Below are 15,319 nucleotides of genomic sequence, written 5' to 3' on the forward strand. Positions count from 1 at the left end.
GCGTGATGCACCTCTTTCGGCTAAGCCTCACCCACGGGTGGGTAAGGTGCTAGAGTAATACGTGTCTATCAGCATAGACGTCTACAAGTTCATTGACAGGCATCCTTTAAGGACCGCACCGTGAGGCGGGGAAGGAGGTCACGATGAGTGGAACTGACGTGAACGCGAACGAATTGGAGCTTTTAAGCGCCGATGATGTCTCGCGTACCGTTGCACGCATCGCGCACCAGATTATTGAAAAGACGGCGCTCGATTCCGCGGAGGCCCCGCGGGTCATTTTGCTGGGCATCCCCTCAGGCGGAGTGCCCCTAGCGGAGCGCCTCGCGCAGAAAATACACGAGTTTTCCGGGGTCCCCGTTCCATGGGGCTCGCTCGACATCACGTTGTACAGGGACGATTTGCGCAATTTCCCGCACCGCGCCCTGCAACCGACCTCCATCCCAGATGGCGGCATCGATAATGCCACGGTCATCTTGGTCGATGATGTCCTTTATTCCGGCCGCACCATCCGCGCCGCCCTCGATGCGGTGGGCGATGTTGGTCGGCCTTCTATTATCCAGTTGGCCGTATTGGTTGACCGCGGGCACCGCGAGGTCCCCATCCGCGCCGATTATGTGGGCAAGAACCTGCCTACGGCGCGGGAAGAAGATGTCTCCGTATATATCCAAGACATCGATGGCCGCGATGCCGTAGTCCTCACCCGCTCTACGTCCGCGGGCGATGCCGCGCAGATAAGGGGAACGCACTCATGAAACACCTCATCGATAGCGCGGAACTATCCCGCGCAGAAATCATCGGCCTGCTGGATGAGGCCGATCGCTTCCGCGAGGCGCTCGATGGCCGCGAGGTTAAAAAACTCCCGACGCTGCGCGGGCGCACTATTTATACACTTTTCTATGAAAACTCCACGCGCACGCGCTCGTCCTTTGAAACGGCCGGCAAGTGGATGTCCGCTGACGTGATCAACCTCTCGGCGTCGACCTCGTCCGTGAAAAAGGGCGAGTCCCTCAAAGATACGGGCCTGACCCTGGCGGCCATCGGTGCCGATGCCATCATCATGCGCCACCCGTCCTCCGGTGCGCCGCAACAGCTGGCCCAGTGGGTGGACCCGGATGGGCATGGTCCCGCCGTTATCAACGCCGGTGACGGTGCGCACCAGCACCCGACGCAGGCCTTGCTCGATGCCGTCACGATGCGCCAGCGCCTAGGTCTGCGCGGCGATAATGGCTTCGAGGGCCTGAAGGTAAAGATTGTGGGCGATTGCCTGCACTCGCGCGTCGTGCGCTCCAACGTGGATCTCCTGCACACCTTGGGCGCGGAGGTCACCCTCGTGGGCCCTGCGACCTTGATGCCGTGGGGCGTGGACAAGTGGCCGGTCCGCGTGTCCTATGACTTTGATGCAGAGCTTGCAGATGCCGATGTCGTGATGATGCTGCGCGTGCAGCAAGAGCGCATGGACGGCGGCTTCTTCCCGTCTCACCGCGAGTATGCGCAGCTATTCGGGCTATCGCAGCAGCGAGCCGCGGCGCTGCACAAGGATGCCATCGTCATGCACCCAGGTCCCATGCTGCGCGGCATGGAGATCAACTACGCCGTGGCCGATATGGATAAAACCACGGTATTGCAGCAGGTCAATAACGGTGTCCACATGCGCATGGCAGTGCTTTTTACGCTGCTGACCAATGGCGATAACGCCGGGATTTAATTCGGGCAGAGCATAAGCCACGTAAAAGGGAGAGAAAATGACTACGTACCCAGCTACCGGCCGGCTGTCCGCCCCGGCCGAAAACCCACTACTGATTAAAAATATTCGCCTGTACGGGGAAGGCGAACCCACCAACGTTCTCATTCGCGGTGGGGTTATTGACTCCATCGGGCCCGAGGTGCAGGCAGAGGGTGCCGAGACCATCGACGGTGGCGGCAACGTGTTGCTGCCTGGCCTGGTTGACATGCACGTGCACCTCCGCGAGCCAGGCCGTGAGGATACCGAGACCATCGAGTCCGGTTCCAAGGCCGCGGCCAAGGGCGGGTTTACCGCGGTGTTTACCATGGCCAATACCACGCCTGTGACGGATCAGCCCATCATCGCCGAATCCGTATGGGCAAAGTCCCAGGCGCTGGGGCTGTGCGATGTCCACCCGGTCGGCTCCATCACCAAGGGCCTAGAAGGCAAATCCTTAACGGAGTTCGGCATGATGGCGCGCAGCGATGCCAAGGTGCGCATGTTCTCTGATGATGGCAAGTGCGTGCAGAACCCACAGCTGATGCGCCGCGCGCTGGAATACGCCAAGGGCATGGACGTGCTACTGGCCCAGCACGCCGAGGATGACCGCATGACCGGTGGATCGTCTGCCCACGAGGGCGAAAACGCCGCACGGTTGGGCCTGCGCGGCTGGCCGCGCGTGGCGGAGGAATCCATCGTTGCCCGCGACGCCTTGCTGGCCCGCGATTACGGCAACCGCGTTCACATCTGCCACGCCTCCACGCAGGGCACGGTGGAACTGCTGCAGTGGGCGAAGGAACACGATATTCCGCTTACCGCAGAGGTCACCCCGCACCACCTGCTGATGACCGATGACAAACTGCGCACCTATGACGGCCTCTTCCGCGTGAACCCGCCGCTGCGCGAACAGCGCGATACGGAGGCGCTGCGCCAGGCGCTTCTTGATGGCACCATTGACTGCGTCGCCACCGACCACGCGCCGCACGGCTCCGAAGACAAGTGCGTGGAATTCGAAAACGCGCGCCCCGGCATGTTGGGGTTGGAGTCCTCGCTGGCGGTCATCGCCAAGCTCTTTGTGGAAACTGGCCTGGCGGACTGGCGCTTTATCGCCCGCGTCATGTCCGAGCGCCCCGCCGAGATCACCCGTTTGCCAGGCCACGGTCGCCCCTTGGAAGTGGGGGAGCCAGCCAACTTAACCATCGTCGACCCGCAACACCACTGGGTATCCGATTCCGCGCAGCTCGCATCCAAGTCCCAGAATAACCCTTATGCGGGCGAGGAATTTGGTGCGCGAGTTACCCACACCATCTTGCGCGGCTCGGTAACGTTCGATCTGAACGCCGCTACCCATGACTAACCTTGCACACAGCACCCAATCAAGGCACAGAAAGGCCACGACGTGACTGATAAAACCCCAGCAATCCTCGTCCTTGCGAATGGGCGTACCTTCCGTGGCTACGGCTTCGGCGCTACCGGCACCACCCTCGGTGAGGCCGTATTTACCACCGCGATGACCGGGTACCAGGAAACGATGACGGATCCGTCCTACCACCGCCAGATCGTCGTCTCCGCCGCCCCGCACATTGGCAATACTGGCTGGAACGATGAGGACAACGAGTCCCACGGCAATAATATTTGGGTCGCAGGCCTGGTTATCCGCGATCTGTCCCGCCGCGTATCCAGCTGGCGCGCCGAGCGCAGCTTGAGCGAAGAAATGCAGGCCCAAGGCGTCATCGGCATCCGCGGCATCGATACCCGCACCTTGGTGCGCCACCTGCGCAACTACGGTTCCATCTCCGCGGGCCTCTTCTCCGGAGAGGCCGCCACCCGGCCCGTCGAGGAACTCCTCGAGGAGGTAAAGAGCCAATCCTCCATGGAGGGCGCGGATCTTGCCGCCGAGGTATCCACCGATAAGCCCTATGTTGTTGAGGCCCAAGGAGAAAAGAAGCACACCATCGTCGCCTTTGACATGGGCGTGAAATCCGCAACGCCGCGCTACCTTTCCCAGCGCGGCATCGAGACCATCGTGGTGCCGTCTACCACCACCTTTGCAGAAGTCCAGTCCTATAACCCGGACGGCGTCTTCGTCTCCAACGGCCCGGGCGACCCGGCTACTGCCGATGACACAGTTGCCACCATCAAAAAGGTGCTCGCGGCGGACATCCCGTTCTTTGGCATCTGCTTTGGCAACCAGCTGCTCGGGCGCGCGCTGGGCCTAGATACCTACAAGATGAAGTTCGGACACCGCGGCATCAACGTCCCGGTGCGCAACCTGCTGACCGGCAAGATCGATATCACCTCCCAAAACCATGGCTTCGCGCTGCAGGCGCCAGATAACTACGACCTGGCCAATGAGGACGCCGAATTCGCCTCGGACTTCGGCCCGGCCCACATCACGCATATCTGCTTGAACGATGACACGGTCGAGGGCGTCGCCCTGCGCAATGGCATGGCCTTTTCGGTGCAGTACCACCCGGAATCCGCCGCCGGCCCGCACGATGCCAACCCGCTCTTTGATCAATTCTTAGAGCTCATGGCCAACCACACCCCGAATAAGTAGTCACCCAGGAAAAGGAAGAAATATTATGCCAAAGCGCACTGACATTAATCACGTCCTGGTCATCGGCTCCGGGCCCATCGTCATCGGCCAGGCCTGCGAGTTCGACTACTCCGGAACCCAGGCCTGCCGCGTCCTCAAGGATGAGGGCCTGCGCGTGACCCTGGTGAACTCGAACCCGGCCACGATCATGACCGACCCAGAGTTCGCCGACCACACCTACGTCGAGCCCATCGAGCCGGAATACATTGAAAAGATCCTGGTCAAGGAGAGCGAGGAAGGCCACCCCATCGACGCCGTGCTGGCTACCTTGGGTGGACAGACCGCGCTGAACGCCGCGGTGCAGCTGGACCGCCAGGGCATTTTGGATAAGTACGATATCGAGCTCATCGGTGCCGATATCGATGCCATCGAGCGCGGCGAGGACCGCCAGAAGTTTAAAGACATCGTGGCCTCGGTAGGCGGGGAATCCGCCCGCTCGGCGGTGTGCCACAACATGGATGAGGTCCACGAGACCGTCGACAAGCTCGGCCTGCCCGTCGTGGTGCGCCCGTCCTTTACCATGGGTGGCCTGGGTTCCGGCCTGGCCTTTAATAACGAGGACCTAGATCGCATCGCCGGCGGCGGGCTTGCGGCCTCGCCTGAGGCTAATGTGCTCATCGAGGAATCCATCCTCGGCTGGAAAGAATTCGAGCTCGAGCTCATGCGCGATGGCGATGACAACGTGGTCGTCGTCGCCTCCATCGAAAACGTCGATGCCCTGGGCGTGCACACCGGTGACTCCGTGACGGTGGCACCGGCGCTGACGCTGACGGACCGCGAGTTCCAGAAGATGCGCGATCTGGGCATCGACATCATCCGCGAGGTGGGCGTCGATACCGGCGGCTGCAATATCCAGTTCGCCTTGAACCCGGATGATGGCCGCATCATCGTCATCGAGATGAACCCGCGCGTATCCCGCTCCTCGGCGCTGGCCTCCAAGGCCACGGGTTTCCCCATTGCCAAGCTGGCCGCGAAATTGGCCATCGGCTACACCTTGGATGAGGTGCAAAATGACATCACCGGCGAAACCCAGGCGGCGTTCGAGCCGACCTTGGACTATGTCATCGTCAAGGCGCCCCGCTTTGCCTTCGAGAAATTCCCCGGCGCCGATGACACCTTGACCACCACGATGAAATCTGTGGGTGAGGCCATGGGCATCGGCCGCAACTACATCTCTGGCCTGAATAAGGTCATGCGTTCGCTGGAAAACAAGCCCAACGGGTTCTGGACCAAGCCGGATGAGTATTTTGCGGGCGAGCGCGCCACCGACGTGCAGGCGGTGCTCAAGGATCTCGAGCGCCCCACCGAGGGCCGCATGTACGATATCGAGCTGGCCCTGCGCCTCGGCGCTACGGTGGATGAGGTCCACGAAGCCTCCGGCGTGGACCCATGGTTCATCGCGGAGCTCGAGGGCCTGGTGGAATTCCGCCAGGAGCTTGTCGATGCCCCCGTGCTCACCGAGCAGCTCCTGCGCGAGGCCAAAGTCTTTGGGCTTTCCGATGCCCAAATTGCCGCCCTGCGCCCCGAGTTCAACGGCGAAGACGGCGTGCGCAGCCTGCGCTGGCGCATGGGCATTCGCCCCGTCTTCAAGACCGTCGATACGTGCGCCGGCGAGTTCGAGGCGCAAACGCCGTACCACTACAGCTCTTATGAGTTGGACCCCGATGCCGAAACCGAGGTGCACCCAGCACCGGAAGGCTCGAAGGGCAAGGTCATCATCTTGGGCTCTGGCCCGAACCGCATTGGCCAGGGCATCGAATTCGACTACTCCTGCGTGCACGCCGCCCTTGAGCTTTCCCGCAAGGGATATGAGACCGTGATGGTCAACTGCAACCCAGAGACGGTATCGACCGACTATGACACCGCTGACCGCCTGTACTTCGAGCCGCTGACCTTCGAAGACGTCATGGAGGTCTACCACGCAGAGGCAGCCTCCGGCGAGGTTGCCGGCGTGCTGGTGCAGCTGGGCGGCCAAACCCCGCTGGGCCTGGCAGAGCGCCTCGACGCCGCCGGCGTACCGGTGGTGGGCACCAGCCCTGCGGCCATTGACTCCGCCGAGGACCGCGGCGAATTCGGCAAGGTCCTCGATGAGGCAGAGCTGGCAGCGCCATCGTATGGCACCGCAACCTCCTTCGAGGAGGCTCGGAAGGTCGCGGCCTCCATCGGCTACCCGGTTCTGGTTCGCCCTTCCTACGTATTGGGCGGCAGCGGCATGGAAATCGTCTACGATGAGCAGTCGCTGGAGAACTATATCGAGCGCGCCACCGAGCTCTCCCCAGACCACCCGGTCTTGGTGGACCGCTTCTTGGACTCGGCCATCGAGATCGATGTCGACGCCCTGTGCGACGGCAACGAGGTCTACTTGGGCGGCGTGATGGAGCACATCGAGGAAGCCGGCGTTCACTCCGGCGACTCCTCGTGCGCCCTGCCGCCGATGACGCTGGGGCCAGAGGACATCGACAAGGTGCGCGAATCCACGCGCCGCTTGGCCGAGGGCATCGGTGTGAAGGGGCTGATGAACGTCCAGTTCGCCTTGAAGGATGACATCCTTTATGTCATTGAGGCCAACCCGCGCGCCTCGCGCACCGTGCCGTTCGTGTCCAAGGCGACCGGCGTGCCGCTGGCTAAGGCTGCCGCCCGCATCATGATGGGATCCACCATCGCGGAACTGCGAGAAGAAGGCCTTATCCCATCGGCCTACGATGGTGGTTCCTTGCCGCTTGACCACCCGATTGCGGTCAAGGAAGCGGTCTTGCCCTTCGAGCGCTTCCGCCGGCCAGACGGTAGCCTTCTCGATACCCTGTTGTCACCGGAGATGAAGTCCACCGGTGAGGTTATGGGGCTGGCCACCAACTTTGGCGCAGCCTATGCCAAGGGCGAAATCGCCGCCTTTGCCGTGCCGCCCACGGAAGGAACCATCTTCGTCTCCGTGGCCAACCGGGATAAGCGCACCCTGATTTTCCCCATCCAGCGCTTGGCGCGCATGGGATACAACATCGTCGCTACCGCCGGTACCGCGCAGATGCTGCGCCGCAACGGCATCGAGTGCGAGGTTGCCGTCAAGGTCTCTGAGGCCAAGGAGGGCGAAGAGTCCATCGTGGACAAGATTTTCAACGGCGAGATTGACTGGATTCTCAATACGCCGGCCGGCTCTGCCGGTGCGCGCCACGACGGCTATGATATCCGCGCCGCAGCGGTGCACATGGGCCTACCGCTCGTCACGGTGGTCCAGGGCATTACGGCGGCGGTGCAGGGCATCGAGGCGCTGCGCCAGGGTGATTTGCAGGTTCGCGCACTTCAGGAGCTTGAGCATGGACCACGCAACTAAAACCTTTGGCCAGCGCTTGGAAGACGCCGGCCGCGAACGCGGGCGCCTCTGCGTAGGCATCGATCCGCACCCGTACCTTTTAGAGAAGTGGGGGCTGGATAATACCGCCGAGGGCCTGCGTACTTTCAGCTTGCGCTGCGTCGAGGCCTTTGCGGATTCCGCCGCTTTGGTAAAGCCGCAGGTGGCCTTCTTCGAACGCTTCGGTGCCGCAGGCTTTGCGGTCTTGGAAGAAACGCTGGCCGGCCTGCGCGAGGCAGGGTGCCTGACGGTGGCGGATGCCAAGCGCGGCGATATCGGCTCCACCATGGAAGGCTATGGCGATGCCTGGCTAGGCGATACCTCGCCCCTGCGGGCCGACTCGGTGACCTTATCGCCGTATCTCGGCGTAGGGGCGCTGGGCGCGGCCATTGCCACGGCGCAAGAAAACAACCGGGGCGTCTTCGTCTTGGCGGCAACCTCTAATCCAGAAGCGCGCGCCATTCAGGCGGTGCCCGCGGGGACTGCGGACTCGATTGCCCAGGCGGTTATCGATGAGTGCGCCGCCTTTAATGCCTCTGCGCGTGAGGCTGGTGTTGCTGGAAGCGTCGGCGTTGTGGTGGGTGCGACCGTCGAGGACCCACCCCGCTTGGACGCGCTTAATGGGCCGGTGCTGCTTCCCGGCGTCGGCGCCCAAGGGGCAGGTCCCGCGCAGGTGCACTCCATTGTGTCTGCGTGCCCGCAGCTTGGGTTCGCCAACGTCTCCCGTGCCGTCTTGCAACGCGGCCCCCAGGTCGATGACCTGCGCAAAGCGGTGATCGATACCGCGGACCAATTCCGGGATTAGAACACGCGGCGGGGCCAATTAACGGCCGCGCCGTTTACCTGGTATTTTGGTCTAGGCATGTGCGTTGACGTGCTAAAATGAGTGACCCATCTGGGTCGCCTATCGTCATCGTGTCACTAGCGGTGCTAGGATAATCAGAAGTCGGTGTGCTCGAAGGTTCAGGGTAACTTTCCGCGGTATTTCCATCGCGTTTGGCAACCGGAATCTGGTACCAAGTATCAGAAGTAATAGAAGCAATCTAATGAATCGGAGGAAACTCGTGGCCCTTCCAAAGTTGACTGATGAGCAGCGTAAGGAAGCTCTCGCAAAGGCCGCTGAGGCCCGCAAGGCTCGCGCTGAGCTCAAGGCTGCGCTTAAGCGCGGCGAGACCGACCTGAAGGACGTGCTGGAAAAGGCTGAGACCGATGAGATCATCGGCAAGACCAAGGTTTCCGCACTCCTCGAGGCTCTGCCTAAGGTTGGCAAGGTCAAGGCCAAGGAAATCATGGAAGATCTGGAGATTGCGCAGACCCGTCGCCTGCGCGGTCTGGGTGAGCGCCAGCGTCGTGCTCTGCTTGAGCGCTTCGGTTACGACGACGAATAATCACGTCTATGGCTGACGCAACTGCTCGCGGTCGCCTCGTCGTGTTGGCGGGTCCTTCCGCAGTGGGGAAATCCACCGTAGTCTCGCGTCTACGGCATGACGTCGAGGGGCTGTATTTCAGCGTGTCTATGACAACGCGCCAGCCCCGCCCCGGGGAGCAAGATGGCGTGGATTATTTCTTCGTCACCCCTGAGGCCTTTCAGGAACGCATTGATGCCGGTGAGATGCTCGAATGGGCAGATATTCACGGCGGATTGCAGCGTTCCGGAACACCCGCCCGGCCCGTAGGAGAGGCCTTGGACGCCGGTCGCCCGGTTCTCGTCGAGGTCGATTTGGCCGGTGCGCGCAGCGTTCGCAAGGCCTTGCCGGAAGCGGAGTTGGTCTTCTTGGCACCGCCTTCGTGGGAGGTGTTGGTAGAGCGCCTGACCGGTCGCGGTACCGAACCGCAAGACGTCATTGATCGTAGGTTGCACACTGCGTACGAGGAACTAGCTGCACAGGATGAGTTTGATCACGTTGTGGTCAATGAAAACCTAGATGAGGCAGTGGCCGCCATTAGTGATATCCTGCGTGGATAGACTCTTCTTTTGACCATCTTCAACCAATGTAAAGGTGCATGTGACTAACGTGACCACCCCTTCTAACACTGAATCCGCGAAGTCGGAACCGGTATTTGATGACCCGATTGGCATTACGGACCCGCCAATCGATGAGCTGTTGGACAAGGTTTCTTCCAAGTACGCCTTGGTGATTTTCGCTGCCAAGCGTGCGCGCCAGATCAATAGCTACTACCAAGAGCAAGATGAAGGCGTCTTTGAGTTCGTCGGCCCGCTGGTTAACCCGGAGCCCGGCGAGAAGCCACTGTCCATCGCGCTGCGCGAAATCGACGCAGGTCTGTTGGACCACGAGGAAGGCAAGTAAGTAGCGCGCGCTTTCGCGGGCGCACCTTGTGACTCATTTCAGCCCCGTCCGGCCAACCCCACATGGTTTCACTACTGTGGAACTACGGTGGTGGCCGGCTGGGGCTCTTGCCATGCCCGCACGGTACGATTGGGCGATGTGACTGACTTAAATTCTCCTCGCAATATCGTGTTGGGCGTTGCCGGTGGCATCGCCGCGTATAAGGCCTGCCACTTGGTGCGCAATTTCAAAGAACATGGCGATAATGTTCGCGTCGTTCCTACAGAAAGCGCATTGAACTTCGTAGGTGCCGCCACTTTTGAGGCATTATCCGGAAATCCCGTCTCAACGAGTGTTTTTGAGGCGGTAGAGGACGTTCAACACGTAGCTGTAGGGCAGGAGGCTGATGCCGTGGTCATCGCCCCTGCCACGGCTGACCTTATTGCCCGCTTGGCTGCGGGACGCGCCGATGATCTGTTGACCGCGACCGTGCTGGTGGCAACGTGTCCCATCATCGTAGCGCCCGCCATGCACACGGAAATGTGGAATAATCCAGCGACACAGGACAATGTGCAGACCCTGCGTCGACGCGGCATTACCGTCATGGAGCCGGCGCACGGGCGCCTTACGGGTAAGGATACGGGCGCAGGCAGGCTGCCGGATCCAGAACAGATTGCGGCCATCGCGCGCACCGAGCTCGCGGGTTTTCATATCGATCACAGCTGGGCGGGGCTGAAGGTCGTGATCTCTGCCGGTGGCACTCAAGAGGAATTGGATCCGGTTCGCTATTTAGGAAACCGTTCCTCCGGCAGGCAGGGGTTTGCGCTGGCTGAGGTCGCCGCACACAAGGGCGCGGATGTCACGGTTGTGGCAGGCAATACGGCGGAGCTGCCCGTACCGAGCGGGGCTACGATCCGGAATATCGTTTCCGCCCAAGACTTGGAGGCCGCGATGCGCGAGGAATCCCGCGATGCCGATATCGTCATCATGGCCGCGGCGGTCGCGGATTACCGGCCCGCGAACGTGGCTGAGTCCAAAATGAAAAAGGGCAAGGCGGATGATGCGCTCGCGACGCTAGAGATGGTGGAAAACCCAGATATCTTGAAGTCTCTCGTGGCAGCGCGCGAGGAGGGCGAGGTGCCGCAAAAGTGCGTCATCGTCGGTTTCGCGGCCGAGACGGGGGATGGCGATTCTTCGGCGCTGGATTATGCGAAAGAAAAGTTTGCGCGCAAGGGGTGCGATGTATTGATGGCTAATGAGGTCGGCCGCGGCGTGACCTTTGGCCAGGAAAGTAGCGAGGGGTGGATCCTGAGGCGGAATGAGGAACCACAGCGCGTAGAGCATGGATCCAAGCAGGTCGTCGCGGCGCAGATTCTGGACGCCGTGAATGAAATGATTGAACCGGGAAATTAAATATTGCGTTTATAGACCGCTTGGTCTAGGGTTGCCTTGTAATGGGTTGGGGCAGAATGCCTCGGTATCGAATACGTAATAATCAAAGGAAGTTTTTGTGACTGATAACGCTGCAGTGGAAGCTCGTCTTTTTACAAGCGAGTCCGTTACTGAGGGGCACCCAGACAAGATTTGTGACGCCATCTCGGATGCCATCTTGGATGCGCTTTTAGATAAGGATCCGGAGTCCCGCGTCGCCGTGGAAACCCTGGTCACCACCGGCCAAGTACACGTCGTGGGCGAAGTTCGCACCAATGCCTACGTGGAAATCCCGGCTCTCGTGCGCGAGACCCTGAAGTCCATCGGCTTTACCTCTTCCGATGTGGGCTTCGATGGCAATACCTGTGGCGTTAATATCGCCATCGGCGAGCAGTCGCAGGAAATCGGTGCTGGCGTGGATACCTCCACCGAGGCACGCGATCAGGGCGCGGATTATGACGAAGAAAATGACACCGCCGGCGCCGGCGACCAGGGCCTGATGTTTGGTTATGCTTCGAATGAAACCGCGGAGTACATGCCATTGCCCATCGCCTTGGCACACCGCCTGTCCCGCCGCCTGACCCAGGTGCGCAAAGAGGGTATTGTGGACCACCTGCGCCCGGACGGCAAGACCCAGGTGACCTTCGCATATACCGAGAACAATGAGCCGTCTCACCTGGATACGGTCGTTATTTCTACCCAGCACGATCCTGAGGTAGATAGTCAGTGGCTAGAAACCCACCTGCGCAGCGAGGTGTTGGAATGGGTTATCAAGGACGCCGGCCTTGATAAGTACTACACCGAGGACACCAACCTCTTGGTCAACCCTTCCGGCTCCTTCATTTTGGGTGGCCCGATGGGTGATGCAGGCCTTACCGGGCGCAAGATCATCGTGGATACCTACGGTGGCATGGCCCGCCACGGCGGCGGTGCTTTCTCCGGCAAGGACCCCAGCAAGGTGGACCGCTCTGCGGCCTACGCCATGCGTTGGGTGGCTAAGAATATCGTCGCCGCAGGCCTGGCAGACCGCGCAGAGGTGCAGGTGGCCTATGCCATCGGTCGCGCCAAGCCGGTCGGCCTATACGTCGAGACTTTCGGCACCGCGAAGCAGAACCTGACCGATGAGCACATTCAGGCTGCCGTTAATAAGGTCTTCGACCTTCGCCCAGCCGCCATCATCCGCGAATTGGATCTGCTGCGTCCTATTTACGGCCAGACCGCCGCCTACGGTCACTTCGGTCGCACCGACGTTGACCTGCCTTGGGAGCAGCTGGACCGCGTGGAGGAATTGCGCGCTGCCGCTGGTCTGTAGAATGTGGGCTTATGCCTAAGAAAACACCCGCCGCCCGGAAACCGGTCGCGCGGGTGTTGCCTCTTTTAGGGGTTGCCCACCTCGATCGGGGATTTGATTACCTGGTAGATGAGGCTGAATCCGATAGTGCCCAAGCCGGGGTGAAGGTACGCATTCGGTTCAATGGGCGCCTGGTGGATGCGATCATCGTCGAGCGCAAGCATGATTCCGACTTCGGTGGGCAGCTGCGCTTTATTGAGCGAGTCATCTCACCATTTCAGGTCTACCCACCGCAGCTGTCCCGGCTGGTAGAAGCCCTTGCGGATCGCTATGGCGGAATTTGCTCCGATATCATTCGCTCTGCCATTCCGCCGCGGCATGCAAAGGCGGAAGAAGCGGATTTGGATACGCCGTGGGAAGACCTCGGCGCAGCCAGCGAGCCCGATTTATCGGGGTGGTCTGCCTATCAGCATGGTGAAACATTTGTTGATTCCATCTTGGGCGGGAAATTAGCCCGCGCCGCATGGCAAATCGCTCCCGGCGATGAATGGGAAGATGCACTCGCGGCCTTAGCTGCCAAGGTCGCCTTGGGCGGGGGAGGTGTCCTTATCGTCGTCCCAGACCAAAAGGTAATCGATTCCTTGGAAAACGCCCTGCGCGCTGTCGTCGGGCCGAAACAAATCACGGTGCTTACCAATAGTATGGGCCCGCAGGCGCGTTATCGCCGGTACCTTTCGGCCTTGGTGGGCCAGGCGCGAATAGTCATTGGTACGCGCTCGGCGGCTTTTACTCCCGTGGAGAACCTGCAGCTGGCCGTCATTTTTGATGACGGCAACGATAACTTGGTAGACAATATCAAGCCCTACGTCCACGCCCGGGAGGTGCTTACCACCCGCTCTGCATTCGAAAATTGCAGCTTCATTGCGGCCAACCATTCGCGCACGGCAGAAACTCAATTATTGGTGGACTCTGGGTGGGCACACGACCTCGTGCCGAGTAGCTCAACCATAGAGGCACGCCGGCCCGATATTTTGGCCATTGGTGCCTACGGGCTGTCCATTTCCCGGGATTTGGAGGGCGGTACGACCTCTGTGCAAGCGCCGGCCTTTCAGGCAGCGCAGCAGGCCCTCGACCGCGGTGAACCGGTGCTTGTGCAGGTCCCGCGCAAGGGGTATGCGCCTATTTTGGCTTGTGGAAAGTGCCATTCTCCTGCGCGGTGCCGTCACTGCAACGGGCCATTGGGGTTGCCTCCGAGTTCCGAGCGCTCAAGCGAGGAGGCGGTCATGCCTACCTGCCGTTGGTGTGGGCGCATTGCCACCAACCACCGCTGTACCGAGTGCGGTTCGCCGCGCCTGCGCGCTATCGTTTTAGGCTCCGAACGCACCGCGGAGGAATTGGGGCGGGCCTTTCCCAATACATCCGTTGTGGTCTCCGGCGGCAATAAGGTTGTGGGCTCAATTGAGAATGCCCCTGCATTAGTGATTGCTACCCCGGGCGCTGAGCCGCGGGTGAAAGGCGGCGCCTATGGCGCGGCCCTCTTATTGGATGCAGGCACCTTATTGAATCGGCAGGATTTGCGCGCCACCGAGGACTGCCTGGCCAAATGGGCGCAGGCGGCCACCATGGTCAGGCCGCATTTCAAGGGCGGGCGCGTCATAATCGCCGCGGATCCGGAACTTCCCGTCGTGCGCCACTTCATGAGCTGGGACATGGTCGCGGCCGCTGCAGAAGAATTGCGTGCCCGGCGCGAGGTGCGCTTTCCACCAGCCGTGCACTTTGCCGCCATTGATGGGGCGGACGCGGCACTGGATTCCTTCGAGAAGCTGGTCGATCTGCCAGAGCACGCCGAGGTCTTAGGCCCGGTTCCGCTCCCGCCAGGGGACAGCCTTCCCGGGGAATACGATGCGGACCGCTTTGGCCCACCGCAACGCTTGGTGGTTCGCGCCCCGCTGGGGCCGCGATCGCAGCTTGGGCGCGCATTGCGCAAGGCTAATGCGGCGCGCAGCGCCCGGAAGGATGAATTGCCACTACGCATCATGGTCGATCCCATTCACGTGGGTTAGAAGTGCGCATAGACTTAAGCGGTTAGGCAGTACAAGAGAAAGGGATAAATCAGTGGCGGAATTAGACATCAGGCTCTACGGGGATCCCGTACTGAGCACGCGGGCCGAAGAGATTACGACCTTTGATTCCAGCCTGCGCACGCTGGCGCAGAACATGTTGGAAACTATGGATGCCGCCGGTGGGGTGGGGCTCGCGGCGAACCAAGTGGGCATTCTCAAGCGCATCTTTGTCTATGACTGCTCACATACGCAGACCGGGTTGCGCGGGGCTCTGATTAACCCCGTGTGGACGTCTTTGGGAGAGGACATGCAGACTGGCCCGGAAGGCTGCCTATCCATTCCTGGGATTCGCGCCGATACGCCGCGGCACAATCGGGTATTTGTCTCTGGGCGCGATGTAGAAGGCAGGCCGGTGGGAATGGTGGCCTCCGGCCTTTTGGCGCGGTGCATTCAGCATGAAACCGATCACCTTGACGGGGTGTTATTCCTGCGCCGGCTTGGTGACGACGACCGCAAGACCGCCATGCGTACCATCCGCGAAGCCGATTGGTTTAATACCGCGGGCTAGGCGAGCTTCG

General features: G+C 61.0%; 13 protein-coding genes. All 13 read left to right on the forward strand.

Annotated features, from left to right (window positions below):
* The first annotated feature begins 143 nt into the window (after positions 1-143).
* Complete coding sequence (gene pyrR, locus ABRP98_RS04295; RefSeq protein ID WP_284771923.1) at positions 144-752, forward strand: bifunctional pyr operon transcriptional regulator/uracil phosphoribosyltransferase PyrR; 609 nt, start codon at positions 144-146, stop codon at positions 750-752.
* Positions 749-1,705, forward strand: a complete 957-nt coding sequence (locus ABRP98_RS04300) for an aspartate carbamoyltransferase catalytic subunit (protein WP_237800886.1) — start codon at positions 749-751, stop codon at positions 1,703-1,705. Before pyrR ends, ABRP98_RS04300 begins: the two co-directional genes overlap by 4 nt.
* A 37-nt stretch (positions 1,706-1,742) precedes the next feature.
* Positions 1,743-3,080 carry a dihydroorotase gene (locus tag ABRP98_RS04305; protein WP_349857688.1) on the forward strand — a complete coding sequence of 446 codons (1,338 nt, stop codon included), beginning with the start codon at positions 1,743-1,745 and terminating at the stop codon, positions 3,078-3,080.
* 42 nt (positions 3,081-3,122) lie between these two features.
* Entirely contained in the window at positions 3,123-4,283 is a 1,161-nt protein-coding gene (gene carA / locus ABRP98_RS04310; RefSeq protein WP_023028843.1) for a glutamine-hydrolyzing carbamoyl-phosphate synthase small subunit, read from the forward strand.
* A gap of 25 nt (positions 4,284-4,308) precedes the next feature.
* A complete protein-coding gene (gene carB, locus ABRP98_RS04315) occupies positions 4,309-7,650 on the forward strand; it encodes a carbamoyl-phosphate synthase large subunit (protein WP_284610197.1) in 3,342 nt (1,113 codons plus the stop codon).
* Positions 7,634-8,473, forward strand: a complete 840-nt coding sequence (pyrF, locus tag ABRP98_RS04320) for an orotidine-5'-phosphate decarboxylase (protein WP_349857691.1) — start codon at positions 7,634-7,636, stop codon at positions 8,471-8,473. The genes carB and pyrF overlap by 17 nt, the downstream gene beginning before the upstream one ends.
* 259 nt (positions 8,474-8,732) lie before the next feature.
* The gene (mihF, locus tag ABRP98_RS04325; protein ID WP_023017443.1) at positions 8,733-9,056 is read left to right on the forward strand and encodes an integration host factor, actinobacterial type; all 324 of its coding nucleotides are present in this window, start codon (positions 8,733-8,735) and stop codon (positions 9,054-9,056) included.
* Between the two features lie 8 nt (positions 9,057-9,064).
* Positions 9,065-9,634, forward strand: coding sequence for a guanylate kinase (gmk, locus tag ABRP98_RS04330; RefSeq protein ID WP_349857692.1), 570 nt, complete (start codon positions 9,065-9,067; stop codon positions 9,632-9,634).
* A gap of 40 nt (positions 9,635-9,674) precedes the next feature.
* Entirely contained in the window at positions 9,675-9,977 is a 303-nt protein-coding gene (gene rpoZ, locus ABRP98_RS04335; RefSeq protein ID WP_005279075.1) for a DNA-directed RNA polymerase subunit omega, read from the forward strand.
* Between the two features lie 138 nt (positions 9,978-10,115).
* On the forward strand, positions 10,116-11,369 hold the full coding sequence (gene coaBC / locus ABRP98_RS04340; RefSeq protein ID WP_284830978.1) for a bifunctional phosphopantothenoylcysteine decarboxylase/phosphopantothenate--cysteine ligase CoaBC: 1,254 nt from the start codon (positions 10,116-10,118) through the stop codon (positions 11,367-11,369).
* 97 nt (positions 11,370-11,466) lie between these two features.
* A complete protein-coding gene (gene metK / locus ABRP98_RS04345; RefSeq protein ID WP_284796101.1) occupies positions 11,467-12,699 on the forward strand; it encodes a methionine adenosyltransferase in 1,233 nt (410 codons plus the stop codon).
* Positions 12,700-12,710: 11 nt separating this feature from the next.
* On the forward strand, positions 12,711-14,741 hold the full coding sequence (locus ABRP98_RS04350; RefSeq protein WP_284796102.1) for a primosomal protein N': 2,031 nt from the start codon (positions 12,711-12,713) through the stop codon (positions 14,739-14,741).
* Between the two features lie 52 nt (positions 14,742-14,793).
* Positions 14,794-15,309, forward strand: coding sequence for a peptide deformylase (gene def / locus ABRP98_RS04355; protein ID WP_349857695.1), 516 nt, complete (start codon positions 14,794-14,796; stop codon positions 15,307-15,309).
* Positions 15,310-15,319 lie beyond the last annotated feature (10 nt).

It is taken from the genome of Corynebacterium sp. KPL2838 (assembly GCF_040225455.1).
Lineage (GTDB): Bacteria > Actinomycetota > Actinomycetes > Mycobacteriales > Mycobacteriaceae > Corynebacterium > Corynebacterium rhinophilum.